Source organism: Pararhizobium sp. LjRoot255 (genome assembly GCF_964252905.1).
GTDB lineage: Bacteria > Pseudomonadota > Alphaproteobacteria > Rhizobiales > Rhizobiaceae > Pararhizobium.
The window spans coordinates 2,364,100-2,386,061 of record NZ_CAXUPQ020000001.1; the positions used below are offsets into that span (position 1 = coordinate 2,364,100).

19 protein-coding genes are annotated in these 21,962 nt (G+C 60.3%); 6 read left to right on the forward strand and 13 right to left on the reverse strand.

The window, feature by feature from the left end:
- Positions 1-42: 42 nt before the first annotated feature.
- Both hisC and ACSQ2W_RS11505 read left to right on the forward strand, forming a co-directional pair.
- Entirely contained in the window at positions 43-1,149 is a 1,107-nt protein-coding gene (hisC, locus tag ACSQ2W_RS11500) for a histidinol-phosphate transaminase (RefSeq protein WP_436086350.1), read from the forward strand.
- Positions 1,149-2,072 carry a prephenate/arogenate dehydrogenase family protein gene (locus ACSQ2W_RS11505; RefSeq protein WP_436086351.1) on the forward strand — a complete coding sequence of 308 codons (924 nt, stop codon included), beginning with the start codon at positions 1,149-1,151 and terminating at the stop codon, positions 2,070-2,072. Before hisC ends, ACSQ2W_RS11505 begins: the two co-directional genes overlap by 1 nt.
- A 167-nt stretch (positions 2,073-2,239) precedes the next feature.
- Here the strand turns inward: ACSQ2W_RS11505 and ACSQ2W_RS11510 are convergent, their stop codons facing one another.
- Complete coding sequence (locus ACSQ2W_RS11510) at positions 2,240-3,283, reverse strand: DUF2125 domain-containing protein (protein WP_436086352.1); 1,044 nt, start codon at positions 3,281-3,283, stop codon at positions 2,240-2,242.
- 188 nt (positions 3,284-3,471) lie between these two features.
- Between ACSQ2W_RS11510 and ACSQ2W_RS11515 the strand changes: the two genes are divergently transcribed.
- The gene (locus tag ACSQ2W_RS11515; RefSeq protein ID WP_436086353.1) at positions 3,472-4,017 is read left to right on the forward strand and encodes a gamma-glutamylcyclotransferase; all 546 of its coding nucleotides are present in this window, start codon (positions 3,472-3,474) and stop codon (positions 4,015-4,017) included.
- Here the strand turns inward: ACSQ2W_RS11515 and ACSQ2W_RS11520 are convergent.
- From ACSQ2W_RS11520 to ftsE, 4 genes are all read right to left on the reverse strand, one after another.
- Complete coding sequence (locus tag ACSQ2W_RS11520; RefSeq protein WP_436086354.1) at positions 4,008-4,793, reverse strand: lysophospholipid acyltransferase family protein; 786 nt, start codon at positions 4,791-4,793, stop codon at positions 4,008-4,010. The two genes, ACSQ2W_RS11515 and ACSQ2W_RS11520, sit on opposite strands and share 10 nt — an antisense overlap.
- A 93-nt stretch (positions 4,794-4,886) precedes the next feature.
- Positions 4,887-5,585, reverse strand: coding sequence for a YdcF family protein (locus ACSQ2W_RS11525; RefSeq protein ID WP_436087759.1), 699 nt, complete (start codon positions 5,583-5,585; stop codon positions 4,887-4,889).
- 91 nt (positions 5,586-5,676) lie between these two features.
- Positions 5,677-6,687, reverse strand: coding sequence for a cell division protein FtsX (locus tag ACSQ2W_RS11530; RefSeq protein ID WP_436086355.1), 1,011 nt, complete (start codon positions 6,685-6,687; stop codon positions 5,677-5,679).
- A complete protein-coding gene (ftsE, locus tag ACSQ2W_RS11535) occupies positions 6,680-7,339 on the reverse strand; it encodes a cell division ATP-binding protein FtsE (protein ID WP_081920897.1) in 660 nt (219 codons plus the stop codon). Before ftsE ends, ACSQ2W_RS11530 begins: the two co-directional genes overlap by 8 nt.
- A 278-nt stretch (positions 7,340-7,617) precedes the next feature.
- Here ftsE and ACSQ2W_RS11540 point away from each other — a divergent pair, with 278 nt between their 5' ends.
- The 3 genes from ACSQ2W_RS11540 (at position 7,618) to ACSQ2W_RS11550 (ending at position 9,426) form a co-directional block, all read left to right on the forward strand.
- The gene (locus tag ACSQ2W_RS11540; protein ID WP_436086356.1) at positions 7,618-8,298 is read left to right on the forward strand and encodes a hypothetical protein; all 681 of its coding nucleotides are present in this window, start codon (positions 7,618-7,620) and stop codon (positions 8,296-8,298) included.
- A gap of 69 nt (positions 8,299-8,367) precedes the next feature.
- Positions 8,368-8,913, forward strand: a complete 546-nt coding sequence (gene hpt / locus ACSQ2W_RS11545; RefSeq protein ID WP_436086357.1) for a hypoxanthine phosphoribosyltransferase — start codon at positions 8,368-8,370, stop codon at positions 8,911-8,913.
- A gap of 153 nt (positions 8,914-9,066) precedes the next feature.
- Positions 9,067-9,426: a response regulator gene (locus tag ACSQ2W_RS11550; protein ID WP_436086358.1), complete on the forward strand. Its 360-nt coding sequence runs from the start codon at positions 9,067-9,069 to the stop codon at positions 9,424-9,426.
- Between the two features lie 191 nt (positions 9,427-9,617).
- Here ACSQ2W_RS11550 and ACSQ2W_RS11555 read toward each other — a convergent pair whose 3' ends face one another.
- The 8 genes from ACSQ2W_RS11555 to ACSQ2W_RS11590 form a co-directional block, all read right to left on the reverse strand.
- Positions 9,618-10,529: a glycoside hydrolase family 26 protein gene (locus tag ACSQ2W_RS11555; protein ID WP_436087760.1), complete on the reverse strand. Its 912-nt coding sequence runs from the start codon at positions 10,527-10,529 to the stop codon at positions 9,618-9,620.
- Between the two features lie 74 nt (positions 10,530-10,603).
- Positions 10,604-10,780, reverse strand: a complete 177-nt coding sequence (locus ACSQ2W_RS11560) for a hypothetical protein (protein WP_436086359.1) — start codon at positions 10,778-10,780, stop codon at positions 10,604-10,606.
- Positions 10,773-12,236 (reverse strand): UDP-glucose dehydrogenase family protein, encoded by a 1,464-nt coding sequence (locus ACSQ2W_RS11565; RefSeq protein WP_436086360.1) that lies wholly within the window; start codon positions 12,234-12,236, stop codon positions 10,773-10,775. The genes ACSQ2W_RS11560 and ACSQ2W_RS11565 overlap by 8 nt, the downstream gene beginning before the upstream one ends.
- 24 nt (positions 12,237-12,260) lie before the next feature.
- Entirely contained in the window at positions 12,261-14,123 is a 1,863-nt protein-coding gene (locus ACSQ2W_RS11570) for a glycosyltransferase family 2 protein (protein ID WP_436086361.1), read from the reverse strand.
- Positions 14,107-15,099 (reverse strand): UDP-glucose 4-epimerase GalE, encoded by a 993-nt coding sequence (galE, locus tag ACSQ2W_RS11575; protein ID WP_436086362.1) that lies wholly within the window; start codon positions 15,097-15,099, stop codon positions 14,107-14,109. The genes ACSQ2W_RS11570 and galE overlap by 17 nt, the downstream gene beginning before the upstream one ends.
- Before the next feature lie 11 nt (positions 15,100-15,110).
- Positions 15,111-16,139: a UDP-glucuronic acid decarboxylase family protein gene (locus ACSQ2W_RS11580; protein ID WP_436086363.1), complete on the reverse strand. Its 1,029-nt coding sequence runs from the start codon at positions 16,137-16,139 to the stop codon at positions 15,111-15,113.
- Between the two features lie 1,211 nt (positions 16,140-17,350).
- Entirely contained in the window at positions 17,351-18,955 is a 1,605-nt protein-coding gene (locus ACSQ2W_RS11585) for an ArnT family glycosyltransferase (protein WP_436086364.1), read from the reverse strand.
- 341 nt (positions 18,956-19,296) lie between these two features.
- The gene (locus ACSQ2W_RS11590; RefSeq protein WP_436086365.1) at positions 19,297-21,918 is read right to left on the reverse strand and encodes a TIGR02302 family protein; all 2,622 of its coding nucleotides are present in this window, start codon (positions 21,916-21,918) and stop codon (positions 19,297-19,299) included.
- Between the last annotated feature and the right edge of the window lie 44 nt (positions 21,919-21,962).

The window sequence follows — 21,962 nt, forward strand, 5'->3', positions numbered from 1 at the left end:
TATTGGCTGGGCCTCGTCTTTTGTCTCCGGAAAGCTGATCCCATGAGCACTGAACTGCAAGGCCCCGCACCCCGTCCCGGTATCCTCGACATCGCCGCTTACGTACCGGGCAAGGAACATGCTCCGGGTGTCGCCAAGGTCTACAAGCTTTCCTCGAATGAAACCCCGATGGGCGCCAGCCCCAAGGCGATCGAGGCCTTCCAGAAGGCGGCGGCGAGCCTTGAGCGCTATCCGGATGGCCAGGCGGTGGAATTGCGCGAGGCGATTGCCTCCGTGCACGGCCTGAACGCCGCAAACCTGATCTGCGGCAACGGCTCCGACGAACTGCTCGGCCTGCTCTGCCACGTCTACCTGGCGCCGGGCGACGAGGGCATCATCACCGAGCACGGTTTCCTCGTCTACAAGATCCAGATCATGGCTTCGGGCGCGACCCCGGTCATCGTCAAGGAAAAGGATTGCCGCGTCGATGTCGACGCCATTCTCGCCGCCGTGACCGAAAAGACGAAGATCGTCTTCATCGCCAATCCGGGTAATCCGACCGGGACCTATGTGCCGGTCGAGGACATTCGCCGCCTTCAGGCCGGGCTGCCGAAAAACGTCATCCTCGTTCTCGACGCGGCCTATGCCGAATACGTCCGCCGCAACGACTACGAGGCCGGGCTCGAGCTCGTCTCGTCGAACCGCAACGTGGTGATGACCCGCACCTTCTCGAAGATCTACGGCCTTGCTGGGCTGCGGATCGGCTGGATGTATGCCCCGCTCGCGATCATCGATGCGCTGAACCGCGTACGCGGCCCGTTCAACATGAACGCCCCGGCCATCGCTGCCGGTGCCGCTGCCGTTCGCGATCAGGCATTCATCGCGACGGCCGTCGATCACAACCTCGATTGGCTCGGCAAGGTCAGCGGCGCTCTCAGCTCGATCGGCCTCAAGGTGACGCCGTCGGTTGCCAATTTCGTGCTCATCCATTTTCCGGATGTGGACGGCAAGCGGGCACCGGATGCGGATGAGTTCCTGACGAGCCGCGGTTTTATCCTGCGGGCCGTTCGCGCGTACGGCCTCCCCAATGCATTGCGCATGACGATCGGTTCTGCAGAAGCCAATGAAGGCGTGATCGCCGCGCTCACCGAGTTCATGGGCCGGGCGTGATGGCAAAGCAGTTCGAAACCATCGCGCTGATTGGTATCGGCCTGATCGGATCGTCGATCGCACGCGAGATCAAGGACAAGGGGCTTGCCGGCTCCATCACGGTTGCGACGCGCAGCGACGCGACGCTGAAGCGGGCGCAGGAACTGAACCTCGGCGACCGCTACACGACATCCGCTGCCGAGGCCGCCAAGGATGCCGATCTGGTGATCGTTTCCGTCCCGGTCGGCGCGTCCGGTGCCGTTGCCGCAGAGATCGCTGGCAACCTCAAGCCGGGCGCAATTGTCACCGATGTCGGTTCCACCAAGGGCTCGGTCATTGCCCAGATGGCGCCGCATATCCCCGAAGGCGTCCATTTCATTCCGGGCCACCCGATTGCCGGCACGGAATATTCCGGCCCGGATGCCGGCTTCATCGGTCTGTTCAAGGGCCGCTGGTGCATCCTGACGCCGCTGCCGGAGACGGACGAGACGGCGAAGGCAAAGCTCAGGACCTTCTGGGAAACGCTGGGCTCGATGGTCGATGATATGGACCCCGAGCATCACGACAAGGTTCTGGCGATCGTTTCGCACCTGCCGCACATCATCGCCTACAATATCGTCGGTACCGCCGACGATCTCGAAACGGTGACCGAATCGGAAGTGATCAAATATTCCGCTTCCGGTTTCCGCGATTTCACCCGTCTTGCCGCGTCTGACCCGACGATGTGGCGGGACGTTTGCCTGCACAACAAGGACGCGATCCTTGAAATGCTGGCGCGGTTTTCCGAGGATCTTGCCTATCTGCAGCGGGCGATCCGGTGGGGCGATGGTGAAAAACTCTTCGATCTCTTCACACGTACTCGCGCCATCCGCCGCTCGATCATCCAGGCCGGCCAGGATACCGAGATGGCCGACTTCGGCCGCCACGCGATGGATCAGAAGTAGCGGGACCCGGCATCTACCGTTGCCCCTCACCCTAACCCTCTCCCCGCAGGCGGGGCGAGGGGATTTGCCCGAGGCTCGCCGCTTGTTCCTTCTCCCCGTTCATGGGGAGAAGGTGCCCGACAGGGCGGATGAGGGGCTGCTGCTACTGTTATGACACTCGCGCAGCATCACAGCTGCGGCAATTCCCCAATCGGGAAGAACGCCAAAAACGCTATCCCGTCGCGCACATTCAGCTTCACGGTCGCCTCGTTCTTGCCGTCGGCAAGAGCCGTCAGCATGTTGGCGATGTTGTTGACCATCGCCATGCCGTCTTCATTCGAAAACACCTTGACGAGGTTCTGACGCCAGCCCTCGATGTTCTTCATCGTGACGCTGAACTCGCCCGAGATCAGGCCCTTGTCGTCGACGGTGAAGGGGCCGGATGCGGTGGTGACCATGCCGTTTCCGAGATCGAGCGTCAATTTGCGCATCTCCCCCTTGCTGTTGCGAAGCGCCCCGGGCTTGAGCCCGCCGGCATTCATCAGCGCCGCGCGGTCGACAAGGGTCATATCGGCGCTGGCGCTGAGCAGCGGCAGGAGGCTTGGGCCATTGTCCAGCCTTGTGTCAAATCCGTCGACGCTGAATGCCGCATCGAGATCGTTGCCGTTCTGGCGGAGATGCGCCTCGCCATGTCCGGCGAGGAAAGCGAGCTTGTGCGTATCGCCTATTGCGGCGTCCTCATGCGTGGCGGGCAGAATGGCAGTGCCCGTCAACTGGTCATAGGTCATCGAGGTTCGTTGAAGGCCGGAAAGGGTGGCCTGCACGCTGGCATGCAGCAGCGACCAGTCGCCCGATACCGACAGGCCCGGAGACACCCGGATTTCAGCCGGGCCGTCGAGCTCGATCACCGCATGTCCCGGCCGGTAGACCTGGGCTGCCGAGCGTAGTGCGCCGAACGAGGCCGAGGCTCCACGTGCCGCATCGTCAAGGCGGACCGTATCGCAGAAGAGGCCGATGCGGAAAGGAAAGCCGCGCACCGTCATGCCGCCGCATTCCGCCGACGACCCGGTGCCGTTGTCCTCGCTCAGAAAGGCCGGCAGCCGCGTCTCGATCTGGTTTGCCGCAAAAAACCATGCGCCGGCATAGAGAACCAGAAACAGGAGGATACCGATCGCCAGCCATCGCATCTTTCGGCTCCCTGCGCTGGGTTCGGCAATGTCTGCTGCTGTCATGGTCTGCTCCAAGGATATCGCCGATCTCTGATGCAGGTGCACCAGGGACTGGCTGCTGGCGTCTTCGCGTTTGCGCGCAATCGTGCAGGAAACCGATTCCGATTGGCGATCTTATGCGCTAGGAAAGCACCAGAGTTGTCTGTCGGCCATTCCGGCGCCTTATGGCTGCGTCGGAATGGCGACAATGAATGGCAGGGGATATGGACGATTTTTGGGTCTTTGGCTACGGTTCGCTGATGTGGAACCCCGGTTTTGCCTTCGAGAACAAGATGACGGCCCGGGCTTTCGGCTACCGGCGCTCGCTCTGCGTCCGCTCCTGGGTGCACCGCGGCACGCAACAGCGCCCCGGCCTGGTGCTCGGCCTTGACTACGGCGGCTCCTGCCGCGGGATGGCCTTCAAGGTCGCTCCGAAGGACAAGACCGACGTCATCGACTATCTGCGCGAGCGCGAACTGGTCACCCATGTCTACAAGGAGCGCACCATGCCGGTTAAGCTTGCCGATGGGCGGCGCGTGCCGGCGCTTGCCTACATCATCGACCGTGCCCATGTGCAATATGCCGGCGCACTGAGCACCGAGGAAGCGGCCGCGACGGTTGCTGTTTCTCATGGAAAATCAGGCGCCAACACGGAATATGTGATGAACACGCTCGCCCATCTACAGGAGATGGGCATCCGTGACCACTGGCTCGAAGAAGTGGCAGCGACCGTCAAGCGGATGCAGAGTCAGGCCTGAGCCTGCAATTCCTTCAGCCGCTGTCTTGCCGTCGGCGGCAGCGGCAGATGCGGATTGTCCTTCACCGTTTCCACCAACAGCGCGTCGCTGGCTTTTTCCATCACGTCCATCAGCGTCTGCAGAAAGACGTCGGGATCGAGGCCGGCTTCGATCGGCGGCAGGATGCGCACCTTGAAATGGCCGGGATAGCGCAGGAACTTGCGGCGGGGCCAGAACAGGCCGGGATGCATGACGACCGGTACAACTGGCACGGTCAGGTCACGGTAGAGCCGGGCGATGCCGTATTTATAGTGCGGCGGCGCACCGGGCGGGCGGCGCGTGCCTTCAGGGTAGATGATCAACTGGCGGCCCGTTGCCATCTCATCCTTGGTGCGCTGCATCACCGCAGCCATCACCCTGCCGCGGGCGCCGCGATCGACCGGCACCATGCGCTGTTTCTTGACGTACCAGCCGAACAGCGGGATCCAGACGAGTTCGCGCTTGAGGATGAAGAAGGGATCGGACAGCCAGGGCAGCAGCGCATAGACGTCCCAGAAGGACTGATGCTTGGGAGCGAAGATATATCCCTCCTTGGGGATATTCTCGAGACCCTCGATCTCGAACGTCGTGCCGACGATCGTCTTGAAGAGCCAGTGATTGCTGCGGGCCCAGTTCTTCGGAACGAACCATGCCGTCTTGCGGGGCACCAGGAAGTAGATCGGCGTCATTACGATCATCTGGGCAATCAGATTGACGTAGAACGCGATGTTGAACAGGACCGAACGCAGGATGATCATCAGGCAGGCTTTCGCAGCAAAGGACTGATCGCTGCCTACACGAATATTTGAGGAAGGAAAACCGCTTCGCTTGCGAGTTTCCAGCCTTGTCGCTCAGTTTCCGGACGTGGTCGTGTCCTTACCTTCGGTGCGAAGGCCGCTTGCCGGATGGGCACCCAGCGTGTCACGCGCGGATGCGATCGTCAGTTTGACGTATTCGGAAAGGATCGTCTTCAACACCATCGGATTACGCAGCCAGTTGGTGCTTTTCAGATCGGAGTTGACGACGGGATAGGCTATGAACGCGATGCCCGGATTGGCACGGCGCAGTTCGAGCAGGCTGCGCGGCATGTGGTAATTGTTGGTGACGACGAGAATGCTCCGATAACCGTTGTCGCGAATCCAGCTGGCGGTTTCGTTGGCATTACCGATGGTGTCGATCGCGTCATGGCCGATATCGACGCAGCATTTGAAGAGGTCGGCGGAACTCTGCGTATTGCGGCGAATCTGGCCGCCCGTCGTCGAAGGGTGGACGCCGGAGATGAGCAACCGCTTGCCTGCTCCACCTTTCAGGAGTTCCACGGCCTGGTCGATCCGTTGGAAACCTCCGGTCAGGACAACGATGGCGTCAGCTCTGGGGTTGGCCGGCGGGTGCAGCGAGGCGACGGAATCGGCGAAATAGAGGAAGCCTGCCGTGGCGCAGCCGGCGACGAACAGCAGAACATAGAAGGTCAGCCGCACCAGCCGCCGGCGAAGGCTGACATGCCTGCGCACCCAGGCCCCGTTCCGCCGCATTCCGCCACTTTCGCTCATTGCTGTCCCGGGCGCATCGCCAGCCATTGTGATTCTTCCATACAGGCAGATTGCGGCAAGGAATGGATGCGTGGCAATGCAATCATGTCGGTCAGTTTTGATGGGTATCGATACGGGCCGGATCGGAGCGGATCTGGTCGATCTCGTAGATCGTCCGCATGACGGTGAACCGCGCGGTCAGCGTGGTCAAAAGCGCGATGACGATCATGATCGCAGCGATGCCGAGATAGCCGGTATAGCCGATGGTGAAGCTGCCGAAGAGCGCGGTCGCCTGGTCGCTTTGTGGCGTCGCGATCGATCTCGATTGCCAGAAACCTGCGACCGCGAAACAGGCCGCGGCCAGCGCGCCGCCGGCGCCGGCGCCCTTGAGGCTGATCTTCAGGAAGTGTTTCTGGAATTCCGAGGCAACAAAACCGGCTTCGGCTCCAACAAAATGCAGGACCTCGACGATATGCCGGTTGCCTGACAGCGTCCCACGTGTGGCGAAGATGACCGTCAACACCATCGCGGAAAACACCAGCATCAGCACACCGGTGCCGATCAGCGCCGTCGTATGGGCCATCGCCACCAGCCGGTCGACCCAGGTGCGATGATCGTCGAGATAGGCTTGCGGGATGGTTTCCGTCAGCATCTTGCGCATCGCGGCGAAATCGGGCGGATTTTTCTCGTCGATGGTGATGATCACCAGACGCGGCACCGGAAGGTCGTCGAGATTGAGGCCTTCGCCAAGCCAGGGCTCGAGCAACCGGGCCGTCGCCGCCTTGTCGACGATGTTGCCGTCGGTGGTGCCATCGAACGTCAGCGCCAGGTCGCGTGTGTCGGCGAGCGCCTTTTCCATGTCCAGCTTTTCATCCGGCTTGATCTGGATGGTGATCTCGCGGGAAATCTGGCTCTGCCAGCTTTGCGCCGTCGCGCGCACCATGCTGACGGCGCCGAGTGTCAGGCAGGCAAGGAATGCCATGATGGCGATCACCAGCATCAGTGCATTGCCCGACACATTGCCGGGCGGAACGATCGGTGCCGTTGGCCGCACCCGCAGCGCTGCCTTGCGCTCCTGCGGTGCAGCCGGCTGCGGGCGATCGGTGGCGCGGGCGTCACTCATAGATATCGAGCCGTCCCTGCGAGAGGATCATGCGCCGCGCCTCGACCTGATCCATCAGAGAAAGATCATGGGTGGCGATGACGACGGCCGTGCCGAGCCGGTTGAGCTCGAGAAAGAGGTTCAGGAGCCGCCGGGCCATCGGCGGGTCGACGTTGCCTGTGGGCTCGTCGGCGAGCAGGATCTCCGGCCGGTCGATCAGGGCACGGGCGATCGCCGCGCGCTGCTTCTCGCCGCCCGACAGAACTGGCGGCAGAACGTTGATACGCTCGCCGAGCCCGACCCAGCCGAGAAGTTCGAGAACGTCGGCGCGGTAGGACGATTCGTCCTTGCCCCGCACGCGCAGGGGCAGCGCGACATTCTCGTAGGTGGTCAGGTGATCGAGCAGGCGGAAATCCTGGAAGACGATACCGACGCGGCGCCGCAGCATCGGGAACTCCTCGCGCGGGATGGTCGAGATGTTGCGGTCGAACATGCGGATCAGGCCGCGCGTTGGCTTCAACGAGAGGAACAGCAACCTGAGCAGAGTGGTCTTGCCGGCGCCCGACGGGCCGGTCAGGAACTGGAAGGATTTTTTGGGAATGTCGAAGGTCAGGTCGCGGAGAATTTCCGGGCCCATTCCATAGCGCAATCCGACATTTTCAAAGTGAATCAACGGGTCAGTCCAGCTTCTGGTCAGGCTTCTTGGCACGCATTTCCGGCGGGTTGATGGCCTCTGCCACAGGAAACGGCGTCGCGCTCACTGCTAAGCTCCCAACATGGTTAAACAATGGTTAATTTTCGATGAAAGCGGCTGGTTCCAGGGCGTCATTTTCGAAGCATTAACCATTTAGGTTTACGTCTCGGAAAGGTTTGTTTCAATGCCCGATACCGGCCCTCGGGCCGATCCCGGCATTCTGGCGTGGCCGGTGTGGCTGCGAGAGAGGAGAGACCATGAACGCTTTCCGTTCCAACAGGGGCAATACCGCGCGGATGGACCTTCTGCCGCCTGATCGTCCTCAGCGTTCGGCCCAAACGTCAAGTGCTTCTCGTGCGACCGATATCATCGACGCGGATTTCGAGACCGTCACCGCGAACAGCCGCCGCAATGTCTACCCGGTCTTCAACGATCATTGCCGCGCTGCACCTCGGCAGCAAACGCGTGCCGCCGTTGGTCAATCGCGCGCCGCGTTGGTTCTTCTATGGGCGGTGAACCATCTTGAACGCCTGCTCCAAACCGCGTCGCCTAAGGCGTTTGCGGTGCTTGTGACCTGTCTGTGCGCCCCCGTCTTCCTGCTTTTCGCCGGTCTTTCCCACCATCAGCCGGCCGTTGCGGCATCTCCTGGCTTGGCCATCAGCGGCGTCACTGCGGCATTGAGCGATGCCAACGGCATGAAGGTTGTTTCGGTCTATGGCGCCGTCGAAAATCTTTCCGATGCGCCGAAGGCCGTGCCGATGATCCAAGTCGATGTCATCGCCGGCGGACAGAAACGCACGGCCAGCCGGATATTCTCGGGCGAGCCGGTTCTGGCTCCCGGCGAAAGCCGGCCGTTTTCGGCGCGTCTCCCACACGCAGGTGGAAAACTGCCGGACGTGACGGTTTCCTTTGGCGAAAAGGGTGATTCGGCCCCGTGACTGTGCTAAGCGGCTAACTTCCGGAGGCATAGCACGCGGTCTCCATGACCATTTCTGGAGAATATCCGTATGCCCGTTGTCCGTGGGAAAAACATCGAACAGCTCTATTCCGCCGAAACCATCGCGGCGCGCAATATCGAACTGGCCAAGAAGATTGGCGAAGGCCCGACAAACGATCTCCTGGTAATTGCGGTGCTCAAGGGGTCCTTCATTTTCGCAGCCGACCTGATCCGCGCCATGCACGCGACCGGTCTTGCCCCGGAGGTCGAGTTCATCACCTTGTCGAGCTACGGCACCGGAACCGTGTCGCAGGGCGTCAGGATCATCAAGGATATCGACAGCGACGTGCACGGCCGCGATATTCTGCTGATCGACGACATCCTCGAATCGGGCCGCACCCTGCGCTTCGCCAAGGAACTGATGTATGAGCGCGGCGCCAAGTCGGTCTCGGTCGCGGTTCTTCTCGACAAGAAGGTGAAGCGTCAGACCGATCTCGAAGCGGATTACGTCGGCTTCGAATGCCCGGACTATTTCGTCGTTGGTTACGGCATGGATGTCGCCTATGCGTTCCGCGAACTGCCCTTTGTCGGCATCGTCACCGGCGACGCTGAGTAGCCGGTCGACCGGGACAGCCGCTGATCCGGTCATCCGCGTTTACGGAAAACAAAGAAAACTCTGGTGGTGTGAGCCCGCAGCGATGTGCTGCAGGTGAGGGACCACGCAGCCACGCGTGATCCCAGCGGAGTTGTTGCCGGAACGGAGGCCATGATGGCGAAAATCCTGATTACCGAAGATGAGGACGGCCTGCGCCGTTTCGTTGCCCGGGCATTGCAGCTGGATGGTCATGAAACCGTCGAGGCCGCCGATGGCGCCGAGGGACTGGCCTGCCTGCGTGGCGAAAACTTCGATCTGCTCTTGTCCGACATCCGCATGCCCGTCATGGACGGCATCGAGCTTGCCCATCAGGCGTCGGCGGCCTTTCCGGCGCTGAAAATCCTTTTGATGACGGGTTACGCCGAACAGCGCGAAAGGGCCGACAATCTGACCGGCAAGGTCATCGATGTCGTCTCCAAGCCCTTCACTTTGCCGGACATCCGCAAGGCCGTTGCCGTCGCTCTTGCGGCATAGACCGTCCCTGCAACGTCAAAAACACACAGTGACGGAGGCCGCCACGAACCGGTTTGGCGGCTCCATGGATCACAATCAGCCCAACGGACTTCCCGCGCTGCCGGGCATCGCTTCCCTCAAGATCGTCCCGACCGGCCTTGAGCCTCCAATGCACCCGGCACCAGACGCGTCGCGGCCATTCGCAGCTCGGGTCAGTTCACACCTGCCCCGGACTTCACACGCCAGTTCGGCCGCCCGAGCCCGAAAGGCCATGCAATGACGTCGCGGTCGTTGAAATAGACCACTTCCTTGAGATCCGGAAACTGGGCGTCCTTGGCGGTCACCGTCTGGATCCACGGCTGCATATAGTTGGCGTCGCCCTCATAACCCAGTTCTGCCACCCATATCGGCTTTTTGAACGGCGCTACCCGCTCGTAGCCCGGCTTCAAAGCTTCCGTGAAGGTCCTGGGGGCGCCATATTCCCGTATGTCATATTCCTGCAGGCCGAAGACCGAGAGACCGACGAGATCGACATAGTCATCGCCGGGATAGTATTTCTCCAGTCCCGCCAGCCCTTTTGGAGACCACATGATCTGGACGGTGGGGATGTCCTTGCGGAACGCGTCGGCAACCTTCTTGTAGGCCGTGATATAGTCCTGCGCGGGCCAGTTGGACCACGAGAAGCGGCCGGATGTGTCTTCCATTTCCTGACCCCAGCGGATGATCACCGGACTCTTCAAGGTTTTCACCACATCGACGATTGCCCTGACGTTCGCGTCGTACTCTCCGGCCAGCACCTTGCGGCGCAATTCGTCGGAGCTGAGTCGCCAATCTTCGTTCCAAGACCACGGCTCGATGGAGATCAGCAGCTTGCGTTTGCGCTGCAGGGCGTATTCGTCGGCCACGCTGAGGGTTGCCAGATCGACGTCTTCCCACGGCAAAAACAGGGCTTCGGTTTCGACACCGCTTTGTGCGCTGAAATCGCCATAGGGGTCGTAAGCGCCGAATTTCGTCGCGTTCGGGTGCAAGATCGGCCGCTTGTCGATGATGGCCGCTTTGATGCCGGCGTCCTCTGCATAGGCAGGCGAAGGGGCTGCGCCGGTGATGATGGGCGTGACGGGCATCAGCAAAAGTACGCCTCCCGCCACGGTTCTTACAAGTCTGTGTGTCATATCAGCCTCCTTGGCTGGACGAACCGTTAAAGCTCTCCCTGAGCCCTGTTCAGGTCCGGTGAGGCAGCATGTCCTCTTGAGCTTGATGTATTTATCTTCAGCAGCATATTCGTCGTCTCGGCATGAGCGGCCAGCAGCAACGTTCCGATCAGCATTCCGCCTGCGGAAAGCGCTGTGATGGCAACTCCTGCGACTTTAATCATGGTCAAGCTCCTTCCTGTCGTTTGCGTTGCGCTTTCTGACGAAACTCGCGTCAAAGAGGTTGCGGGTACCATTGCGAACATCGGTGCCGGGCGGGATATAAAGGACGCGCCGGTTGATCCTGATGACGCGTTCTTCATGGGGGCGTCTGACCGGATAGCCAACCCGCTCGACCGTGAAGCCGTATCTGTTGACCAGCGTATCGACGTCGTAAACGCCACGGAGATCGAGAAACACGCGCCGGTTCATTGTCGCGCCGAGCCGTTGGAAGTCGAGATTTCGAAGACATTGCCAATCCGTCATCAAGACGATCGCATCGGCGTCCTCGGCGCATTCATAAGGACTGCTGGAAAACGTCACATCGCGCAGCAGCGCGTGCGCATTCTTCATGCCCCTTGGATCGAAGGCATGCACGTGCGCGCCTGCGCTCTGCAGCGCGTTGATGAGCGTCAGCGACGGGGCGTTGCGCATATCATCCGTCCCGGCCTTGAATGTCAGGCCAAGCACGGCGATTTTCTTGGATTGCAGGGGTTCGCCCAGCAACGCGCTCAGCCGGTGCCCCAGCGTGCGCTTGCGTGAGGTATTGGCAGCGATGGTTTCCTCGACCAGGCGCAACGAAACGCCGCATTCCTGTGCCGTGCGCAGCAGCGCCACAGTGTCCTTTGGAAAACAGGAACCGCCATAGCCAGGCCCGGCCTTCAGGAATGCATCGCCGATGCGCTTGTCCAGGCCCATTCCGAGTGCGATTTCATCGACATTGGCTCCGACCTTCTCGCAGAGGTCGGCCATTTCGTTGATAAAGGTGATCTTCGTCGCGAGGAAGGCATTGGCGGCGTATTTGGTGAGTTCGGCGCTGCGGCGCGTGGTTGCGATGATCGGCACGCCCGCGTCCGCGAGCGGCCGGTAGAGCGTGCAGAGCAGCGCCCGTGCGCGGTCGCTTTCGCAGCCGATGAGCACCCGGTCTGGTTTGTCAAAATCGGCAATTGCGGAGCCTTCGCGCAGGAATTCGGGATTTGACGCAACCTCGAATTCGATGCCGGTCCGAACGGATCGCATCAAAGCTTCAAGTCTTTCGCTGGTGCCGACTGGCACGGTTGATTTGGTGACAATCAAAGTGCGGCCGCATAACGCCAAAGCTGTCTGCCGGGCCGCCTCGAAGACATAGGACAGGTCCGCATCGCCATCGTAATTGCTGGCCGGTGTCCCGACGGCGATGAAGACGATGTCGGCACCACGAACCGCGCTATCGAGATGGGTCGTGAACTGCAGATGTCCGGATTCGAGATTTGATGCCACGAGATTGGTGAGACCGGGCTCGAATATTGCGACCTCGCCGCGGTTGAGCGCCTCGATCCGAACGTTGTCAATATCGACGCAAACAACATGATGCCCCCAGTTGGCAAAGCACGTTCCGCTGACCAGACCGACATACCCTGTTCCGATGATAGCAATTTTCATCTGGTTGTTTCCTTTGATTTTTTCTTATGAAATTCCGTGCCATTTGATCTTGAAACGCGTAATTTTGATCTGAGAACCGCCCTGGCCGGCCCCCGCGACGGCAAAGTGTGTTTCGGTGAAGGTGATGATGTTTTGCCCATATGCGACCGCTTCGAGACCGGGCATGCCGCGTGAATAGATGGCGTTGCTCGTCACGGCCAGGCACATCGCCAGAGTTGCTGCCGTGGCCAGGCCTCTCCTGGATGTGGAGATCAGCGGAAGGCCGTTTTCCCGCGCGTGGCCGATGATTATGACGGCGAGCACCGCGGAATAGACGATCGAATTGACGATCGCGAACAGGTAATAGCCTTTGGCCGAGCCTGGATCGGAAACAAGCAATGCGGTTGCCGCCGAAGAAACCGACATCGCGATGTAGGGGACAAGCACCCGCAGCGGTGGATAGGCCGCGATCTTGCCGTCCTTCGGCGTGATCCGGAAATCGACGAAGGAACCGGTAATCTGGTCCCGAACCGCAAACAGTGAACCGGCAAGCGACCATGGCCAGCGTGCGAGCAGGAACACGGCGGATTCCCAGCCGAGAACCTTGGCGTCGTAGGGCCGGAACGTTCCGGTGGAGCGCCAATAGAAAGCCAAGCCGATCAGCACGATCGACAAAGGCAGGATATGCGCGAGGAAATCCGGATAGGCCACATTCACCAAGTTACGGCCCGTTGCCAGCGCTGCGATCGGCAACAGGAACATGGCCGCCATGAAGACCGAGAAGAGCGGATACCATAGCTGCGAGAACAGGAACTGGAATTGCAGTTTGCCTGAGAGGCTCGGCACATAGTCCTTGGAATAGCGAAGCAGGATCGTGACAAGGCTTCGCGACCACTGGAACTCCTGGATGGCAAGATCGGCGAAGGTGCGGGGACCTTCGCCATGGGCAATCGCGTCGATGGCGTGAACACCCTTCCAACCGCCTGCATTCATCAGGAGCGTGGTCGAATGATCTTCCGCCAGTTCGGGGCCGAGGCCACCTATTTGTTTGAGTGCCACCGTTCGCACTGCGTAATGCGAACCAATACAAAGCGGGGCCCAGCCGTGGTTGTAGCCGATCTGCAGGCAGCCGTGCATGCTGGCTTCCGCCTGAAGCCGCCCGCGTGCAGCCCAGCTTTCCGCGGCATTGGAATCGCAAATGCTCGGAGCCGACACGTAGCCCACGGCTGGATCCGCGAATGGCCGCATGATCTCGCGCAGGTATGTCATATCCGGCACGTGGTCTGCATCGAACTGGCAGACAAAATCGTAGCGGGCATAGCCGTAATGATCGTAGAAATAGGCAAGGTTGCCTTCCTTGCACCGGGTGCGCCGCGGCCAGGTCTTGCGATGATACGCATCCACGCCCCGACGGGTCGAGATGAAGATGCCGTGGCGCTCGCACCACGTGATCGTCTCGCGATCCGGAGCCTCATCCGCCAGCCAGACGTCGTAGTCATAATCAAGCTGGTCAAGCATTGCGTTGAGCGTCTTGCGAACAACCCCGAACGGTTCAGAGGGCGCCTTGGTAACGACCATTGCGATACGCCCCTGGACGCGTTGCTCTGCAATGTGCGGTGCCTGGCTGCTGCCGCCAAACAGATAGATGAAGTAAGCCGGGAGCAGCGTTATCCACGCCATGATCAGTGTCAGCGCTACGAAAGGCAGCACGGTGATGAAATGCTCGGGCCGGAACCACCACTGCCAGAACCAGATCAGCCCCGCGATCCAGGCGAAAACACCCGCCAGATACACGACGCGCCGCTCTCCCGCAAAGACGGGCACCAGCACCTCGGACGGTCTGCGCGCCGCAACGCTCTGTCGTGGACGTGCTGACTTCGTCTGAGGCAGGTCAAGCGACAACGTCATGCTTGACCTCCAATCCGAAGGTCGGAGCAGCGGTTCGAATGATTGTTTCGATGTCGGAGAAACGCGGCGCGAAGTGCAATACGGATGCGGCCACATTGAGATCGGCGTAAAGCGCCGGTGGATCACCCTCGCGCCCAGTTTCGCGGCGAACGGGGACGCGGCGATGCGTCAGCCGTTCGATCGTATCGATAATCTGTTGCACGGAGGTGCCCTGACCGGAACCCAGGTTGGCCACGGTGTTCCTGCCGCCGATGATCAGATGCTGGACCGCCGACACATGCGCCTGGGCGAGATCCGTCACGTGGACATAGTCGCGAATGCACGTGCCGTCCGGCGTATCGTAGTTGTTGCCGAAGACGGTCAGTTCGGGGATTCTGCCTGCCGCGGCCATCAGGGCGCGCGGAATGAGATGGGTTTCCGGATCGTGCCGCTCGCGAAGTTCACCGTCGATATCGGCCCCGGCGGCATTGAAATAGCGCAACGCCACGTAACGGATTTTATAGGCCGAAGCGTAGTCCTTCAGCATCATTTCGCCGATCAGCTTGGTGCGCCCATAAGGATTTACCGGGACCTGCGGACTATCCTCGGCAATCGGCAATTCAGCCGGGATACCATAGGTGGCGCAGCTGCTCGAGAAGACGATATTCCGCAGCTTGATGTCCGCACATGTATCCAGCAGCGAGAGGATGCCGGCGACATTGTTGTTATAATACTTGCGCGGATCGGCCATGGACTCGCCCACATAGGCCGAGGCGGCGAAATGAATGATGCAGGCTGGCTGCCAGAGTCTGATGGCATGTTTCAACTGATCCCGGTCGCGCACGTCGCCGCGAACGAGCGGTCCCCATTTTACATTCTCCTTGGCCCCTGTCGTGAGATTGTCGTAAGCGACAGGCGTGAAACCTGACTGATGCAAACGCTTACAAGTATGGCTTCCAATATAACCAGCGCCGCCGGTGACGAGAACGGTCTCCACCTCGCCACCTCTCAGTTGTTTGCCGCCGCATGTCGTAAAACGCCGTCGAAATGGTCGATGGTCGCGAGAAGACCATCGTCAATATCGACGTGCGGGCGCCAGCCAAGCTGTCCGGCCGCTCGGCTGATATCCGGCCGGCGTTGCTTGGTATCGTCAACGGCAGCAAGCATATGGACGACCGGTGATTTTGAATTGGTGAGACGAATGATGCGGTGCGCCAAGTCGATCATGGTCAGTTCGGTGGGGTTGCCGAGATTGATTGGCCCGATGACGTCCGGTGATGAGTTGAAGAGTTTCATGAACCCGCCGACCAGATCGTCGACGTAGCAAAACGAGCGGGTCTGCAATCCGGATCCGTAGATGGTTATGGGCGCGTTGCGCAGTGCCTGGACGATGAAATTCGAAATGACTCGCCCGTCATCGGGGCGCATGCGCGGTCCGTAGGTATTGAAAATCCGCGCGACCTTGACCTTCAGGCCATAGAGGCGGTGAAAGTCGAAAAACTGGGCCTCGGCGCAGCGCGTTCCTTCGTTGTGGCAGGCCCGGGGCCCTGTTGTCCCGACATCGCCGAGATGGTCTTCACGCTGTGGTGATACGCGCGAATCGCCATACACCTCCGAGGTCGATGCCTGGATAATGGTCGCATCACGGCGGCGGGCAAGCTCCAGCAGGTTTCTGGCTCCGACGATATTGGTGAAGAGCGTGCCGACAGGGTCGGCCTGATAGGCAGGCGACGATGCCGGACCTGCAAAGTTGAAGATCACATCGACCCTGACGTTAAGCGGTGACCGGACGTCGTGCCGTCTGAAGGTGAAGTTCGGCAGGTCGAAGAGGTGCTTGATGTTTTCGATGCGCCCCGTTGAAAGGTCATCGACGCAGATGACGTCGTTGTCTGCCGCCAGCAGCGATTCACATAGATGCGAGCCTAGAAAACCTGCGCCCCCCGCGACAAGTATTTTCTTGAGCTTTTTACTCTTGTTACTGGGAAACTGTAGAATATTTTCAGTAATGCCCTTTTCAGATTTTTTTGCTCGCGCCATGTCTCAGCCTCCCGCATGGACTACACAAAACAGATGTCGAACGCAGAACTCCCCACAATTTTAAGGGCGCACAAACAACGATCCCCCAAATTTTTACGGGCTAGAAACGCCGGCTCGCAGAATGCTCGGGGTAGAGCGCGATATTTGGACGGGGTCTGCCGCTTGTGCGGTTAAAAATTCAGATCGAAGGGCGCGATCCGATTAAGTAAAAAATGGTTACCTATACATTAATTCGATTATGCACTTGAATGTGGCAGGAGTCAAAGGTGGATTCGGAAGTTTGTTAAACGTTGAAAAAATACACCTTTTCGGTGTCGCAGAGAGACACAGAACGCAGGTCTTAGGTGAATCTCTACTTATCTTTGCGTACTAATACTTGTCCTGCAGTCCCGCACACATTGGGCTCGAGGAAGTAATGAGTCGACAAAGAGCGCCTGTGCGCTCTCAGATTTATAATGAAAGAGGTTGCAAACAGGAGATTGTTCTGTCTAAAGGAGTAAGTTCTGTGCCAAATTTGTGCATCTGATCAGATTTCATACAATGGTTGAAATTTCTTCACTCTGTTAATCGATCGTTTATTTGAAGAAGTTCTAATAAAGCGATTGTTAACGATATGATGAAATACTGAGATTCGAGACAGGCATCGATCAGTCGTGGGGCAAGGATGCATTCGAAAAGCGTTGAGGCAAATGAGGCGTCTGTAAGGGCGAAATTTCGTGGCATTTCGTGCGTGATCGCAATCGGTCTCGTTTCCTTGCTCGCATCGTGTTCGTCAGAGCGGGCATCCCTCGACGTGGTCTCTGCCGCTGCGTATCAAGCTCCCAAGGAGGGCGCTGTTCCGGGTGCGGCAGCCGCGGAGGTCAGTGAGAAGCGGGCAAAAATCGCTTCCGTGAAAAGCGCTGAATATGTTTCGGGTTTGAAGGGGCAGACGCGTTTGATCGCCTATGGCCGGGGTCCGTATATCTGCTCGCCGAGCGGTTTCGGCCGCACCTCCCGTTGCGTGCCCCGCTGGAATTTCAACTGACTATCCATGATAGCGGAGCTCGGCGTTTCCGGGAGTAAGACCTACAAGCAAGGCTGGTACGCGGAGATTTTCAATTCGCCGGAATATAAGGCGCAGTTCCCGCTGCTGGAGAGGATCCTGTTCTTCAATGACAAGGAACCTTACCGCTGGCCCTTGGGATACGGCTCACCGGACTGGCGCTTTGACCCTAAAACCCTTGGGTTGCTGGTTCAGCGTTAGAAGATGACTGCGCGGGGCCGGCAACTCTTTTCATGCGGCTTCCCCGATAAGACGCCATTGGCGGCGCGAGCCGGTAAATCAGCACGGTGTCGTCATCGATGACACGCTCGGCCGTCTTGTCGAGATGTGCAACAAGGCCCGGGTTGTATTCGAGAAGCTTGCGCCCCTTTGAATCGCGTGCATTTTTCGCGATACCGAACCAGGCCGCGTTTTTCGCCCGCAGCGTCTCCAGCATGTCGATCGCTTCACCGTCATCGGGAAGCACCGACCAGTCGTTCATCCCGCCGCCTGGCGGGAAAACCCAGCCCCGGCGCCTGCTGTAATAGATCGCAATCGGATCGCCGATGGTGGCTGATACTGCAATCACCAGGTCGCCCGGCTTGCTGAGAGAACTCAACTGTACACCAAGCTCATGGCCGGATTGGGCGTAGGGGGTTTTCATGAGCCGGAGCCCGGGAATGCTGCCGCCGACAATCACCACGCCCACGATGGCGGCCAATCGCAGCCAGCGTGCTCGGGAGCCCGAGAGGAGACCACCGTCCATGGCGGTCAACAGGACAAGCCCCCGGCCCGCCAATGCGGCCATCGGCACGCTGAAAATATGGAAGTTCCATGGATTGGTTTTGATCTCGCGCGCGGCGAAGAAATAGACCAGAAGAGCGCCGGCGAGCCACACATGGAAAAACCAAGGGGCGGCCCTGTGGCGCGCCGGATCGGCCATGCCCGGCGGCGCGGCCAGCAGCGCTATGCCGGCGAGTATCACGACGGGCAGGGTAAAGAGCCAGTTGCTGGCGATCTTCCATGCGGCGGGAAAGTAAAAGGCCTGACTGAAGAATTTCGACAGCCCGTCATCCCATAGATAGCCGCTGCCGGCGACATGATAAGGCGGATAGTTCGTGCCCACATAGAGCGCCCATCGGTAGTAGCCGAGGATCAGCGCGCCGGCGATCAGAGCGACCGGCATGATCTGCAGGGCGCGGCGCGGGTTGAGCCTGCCTCTGACCTGCAGTATGGCAAATGTCGCATAGGTCATTGGAGCGACCACGGCGATGCCGGGCAGTTTCGCCAGCACGCCCAATGTCGTGATCATGCCCGAGAGCACCAGAAGACCGTGGCGGTCTTCCTGCAGATAGACGACATATAGCCAGGCGCCGGTGATGACCAGCGACAGCATCGCCGGGTCGGGAAGAAACGACTGGTCGATGAAAACCGCACCGGGCATGATCGCGAGCAGAACGGCACCGGCATGCGCGTGCATCGTGTCCCACAGGCGATCGAGCAACCGGTGCAGGGCAAAGACGCCCCAGAGGCCGAAGGCGATAGCAACCAGGCGCCCCAGCCAGTCATGCCAGCCGAAAAGCGTGTAGAGCAGGGCGGTGATATAGGAGATGATTTGCAGTTCGCGCCCCTGATAGGCAGGCCCCGGACCGGTCCAGCTGACCTCCGGAAAGAAGATGTTCCAGCTACGTGTCAGGAAATTATCGGCCATCATGGCCGTACTGGCTTGGCGCCAGCTAAACGCATCGATCAGCGGCTGTTGAACATCGTGGAGACGAAACAGGGCGGCAAGCACCAATATGCCAGCCAGAACCGCGGAATTGCGCTGCCCGATACCGGATTCCGGCATGTTTGTCCTCCTCCACCGGCAAACCACGGTAAAGACTATGGTACAAATGCGTAACGCTATGGTTACTCCCCGAAAATTCAGACATTATCAGCGTTTGCGAGAAAAAGGCGCGGTATGGCGGAATTTGCACATGCCGCGGTTTTCGACTGGCGGCGCTCAGCTGGTCCAGACCCGCGGCTCCTTCTCTCCGCACGGCTGGCACGTTGACCTTCGTCTCTCTCGGTGGACGAGAACATCCTCAGCGCGCATTCATCGGGCTCAGGCGTTTCGGGTTGATCTTGAAATGCTCAGCGAATATCGAGCAGCCGTTCCAAATATTGCCGCTCTGTCTCCGGCGAGGAATTCGTGCCGAGACGGCGGCGGATTTCTTCCAGGATTTCGCGCGCACGCTGGGTATCGATCTCGTCGGGCACCTTGACCTGGTCGCCGAAATCCGGTCCGGCATTCTGCTGCCGGCGGCCGAGCGGGTCGCGGCCGTTCTGGCCGTATTGCGGAATGCCCTGCCCCCCCGGGCCCTGACCCTGGCTCTGCATCTGCTGCATCATGTCCTGCGCGCCCTCGCGCAAGGCCTGCAGCGCGCGTCCCTGACTGCCGACGGCCTGTTCGCCCTCTCCTTTGCCGAGCGCGTTTGCTGCGCCCTTCATCTCGCGGCCGGCCTCGCCGAAACCCTTGCCGGGCTTGATGCCCATGCTCTCGAGACCCTTTTGCAACTCGCCAAGTTGTTTGCCGAGCTGTTCCTGTTGTGCCTGCAGATTCTTCAGGGCTTGCTTCAGCTCCTCGGCTGTCATGTTGTCGAGCGGACCTGGCTCAGCGTTCTCGTCGGACTGCTGGCCGGGCTCCTGCGGCATATCCTGATTAAAGAGCTCCTGATCTTCGCCATCGAGCGGATCGCCGCGCTGCATGCGGTCACGCAACGCCTGGTCAAACTTGAAGGTCTCGTCCATCAGCTGTTGCTGTTGCTGCATCAGCTGGCCGAGCTTGTCCATCTGCTCGCGCATCTGGCTGTTCGCCTCACCCTGCTGTTGCTGCATGCGGCCCGCCTGGAGATTGTTCATCATGCGCTGCATTTCCGACAGCAGCTGGCGTGCCTGATCCTTGGCGCCGGATTTGGCGAGGTTCTCGATCTGGTTCATCATTTTTTCCAGATCCTGCTGGCGCAGCACGTTGTTCTGGTCGGGATTGGCAGCCATGCGCGGATTCTTGGCGGCCTGTCTGGCAAGTGCCTCCATATAGTCCTGCATCGCCTCGCGCAGTTCCTGCATCAGCTTGGCGATTTCCTCGTCGGATGCATTGCGCTCCAGGGCTTCGGACAGCTTCTGCTGGGCATCGCGCAGCCGCTTGTCGGCCAGCGCCATGTCGCCGTCCTCGATGCCGAGCGCGATCTCCCAGAGATGGCTGGCGGCATCACGGGCCAAGTCGTCGTTGCGCACCAGGGCCATGCGCGTGCGCGCCGATTGCAAGAGCAGGAAATGGGTTAGGTTCGGGATTGTCTCGTCCGGCCGGATCATCAGCGCGTCGTTGAGGTCGATCGAACGCGGCAGCTGGTTGGCGTCAAGCGAGAAGACCTGGCGTTGTTCGGCGACAGCGCCGGCCAGCGGCTCGAAGAATTGGCGGGCAGGCAGGATCATGTCCTGCGGCACGCTGCGGCCTTCCTGACCAGCCGCATCCCGGGCAACAAGGGTGACGCGGACGCGCTTTCCGGAGAGCGGATGTTCGCTGAGATTGCGGCTCGTCAGCCCCTTGGCCTCGCGCGCATTGCGCTTGGGCAGATCCAGGCGATATTCCGGCAGCGGGTAAAGCGGATGGGCGCCGGCCTCTGGCTTGTCCAGCGGCTTGATCTCGGCCCAGGCATCCTGAATGCCGTAGTCGTCCCTGGCGGCAAAGCCGATTTCCAGCGCCGCGTTCACCGTGGGACGGGGAATGCCGTCGAAGGCGATATCCGGCACGCTGTCGGGGATCACCGTGAAGGCCCATGCTTCGTCACCGACGGCAAGCGTACCGTCCTTGGTGATCTTCAGAAGATGGGTTTCGCTGCCGGGTTTGGCCGGATCCGCGGCAACAGTTTCGGCGGCTTTCTGCACTTCGGTCGGCTTGACGTCCTGCGCCGCCATGACCAGCGGCTCGGCCGCGCCGTCTTCGTGGTAGGTCACCGGCGTGGTGCCGCCGCCGCTGGTGATGCGCACGGTCAGCTCGCTGAACTGCGGGATGCGAAGTGGCTCGGTGCGGCCTGACGCCGTTTCGCTGTCCTGGTGGCCGGTGAGGAAGACCGGCGCACGGCCGGTATAGGCGGGCGGCGTCACCCAGGCATCGATGCGCACATCCGGCTTTGCCTCGACCTGTTGTGGCGGGTGAAAGGCATCGGAAATCAGGCCTGCCCGGTTCGAATAGGAATAGGCAAAAGCGACACAGGCGATCAGCACGGGAAGGGCGCGCAGGCCGTAGTTGTCGCTGCGGGCAATGTCAGGCCGCGGCAGCCCGGTTTCCAGCGCTTTGATCGTTTGCGCCATGCGTGCCTGGTGTTCCAGCCACAGCGCCTGTCCGGCGGCACCGCTGGTGGCCGGCTGGTCGTCCTGCACGCGGATCGCCTGGTGCGCGAGGTTGTTGCGCTCCTCCAGCATCCGGTCCGCGTCGCTATTGCCGGGAATGCGAAGGCGCATCAGCGGAATGAGCAGGATAACAAAGGCGGCGGCAAAGCCAAAAAGGACTGTGGCGTGCAGCCAGCCGGGCGCAACGCGGAAGAGGCCGAACCATGCGGCGGAAAGGAAGAGAAGGACGATCGCGGCCAGAGGCAGGGCGCGGGGTGCTGCCCGTTCGGCAACGAGAACGATGCGGGCAAGCGCCCGCTTGACCGCCAGGCTTCTCATCAAGCCTGCTGTCCCCGTCGAGCCATCCCGGCGGATTTTCGTCATCCGTTCCCTTTCAGCGTTCGAAACGTGCCGCGAAGGATAACACT

Coding starts and splice junctions, on each gene's coding strand:
- hisC (WP_436086350.1), top strand. CDS start 43: ATGAGCACTGAACTGCAAGGCCCCGCACCCCGTCCCGGTATCCTCGAC.
- ACSQ2W_RS11505 (WP_436086351.1), top strand. CDS start 1,149: ATGGCAAAGCAGTTCGAAACCATCGCGCTGATTGGTATCGGCCTGATC.
- ACSQ2W_RS11510 (WP_436086352.1), bottom strand. CDS start 3,283: ATGACAGCAGCAGACATTGCCGAACCCAGCGCAGGGAGCCGAAAGATG.
- ACSQ2W_RS11515 (WP_436086353.1), top strand. CDS start 3,472: ATGGCAGGGGATATGGACGATTTTTGGGTCTTTGGCTACGGTTCGCTG.
- ACSQ2W_RS11520 (WP_436086354.1), bottom strand. CDS start 4,793: ATGATCATCCTGCGTTCGGTCCTGTTCAACATCGCGTTCTACGTCAAT.
- ACSQ2W_RS11525 (WP_436087759.1), bottom strand. CDS start 5,585: ATGAGCGAAAGTGGCGGAATGCGGCGGAACGGGGCCTGGGTGCGCAGG.
- ACSQ2W_RS11530 (WP_436086355.1), bottom strand. CDS start 6,687: ATGAGTGACGCCCGCGCCACCGATCGCCCGCAGCCGGCTGCACCGCAG.
- ACSQ2W_RS11540 (WP_436086356.1), top strand. CDS start 7,618: ATGAACGCTTTCCGTTCCAACAGGGGCAATACCGCGCGGATGGACCTT.
- hpt (WP_436086357.1), top strand. CDS start 8,368: ATGCCCGTTGTCCGTGGGAAAAACATCGAACAGCTCTATTCCGCCGAA.
- ACSQ2W_RS11550 (WP_436086358.1), top strand. CDS start 9,067: ATGGCGAAAATCCTGATTACCGAAGATGAGGACGGCCTGCGCCGTTTC.
- ACSQ2W_RS11555 (WP_436087760.1), bottom strand. CDS start 10,529: ATGCCCGTCACGCCCATCATCACCGGCGCAGCCCCTTCGCCTGCCTAT.
- ACSQ2W_RS11560 (WP_436086359.1), bottom strand. CDS start 10,780: ATGATTAAAGTCGCAGGAGTTGCCATCACAGCGCTTTCCGCAGGCGGA.
- ACSQ2W_RS11565 (WP_436086360.1), bottom strand. CDS start 12,236: ATGAAAATTGCTATCATCGGAACAGGGTATGTCGGTCTGGTCAGCGGA.
- ACSQ2W_RS11570 (WP_436086361.1), bottom strand. CDS start 14,123: ATGACGTTGTCGCTTGACCTGCCTCAGACGAAGTCAGCACGTCCACGA.
- ACSQ2W_RS11580 (WP_436086363.1), bottom strand. CDS start 16,139: ATGGCGCGAGCAAAAAAATCTGAAAAGGGCATTACTGAAAATATTCTA.
- ACSQ2W_RS11590 (WP_436086365.1), bottom strand. CDS start 21,918: ATGACGAAAATCCGCCGGGATGGCTCGACGGGGACAGCAGGCTTGATG.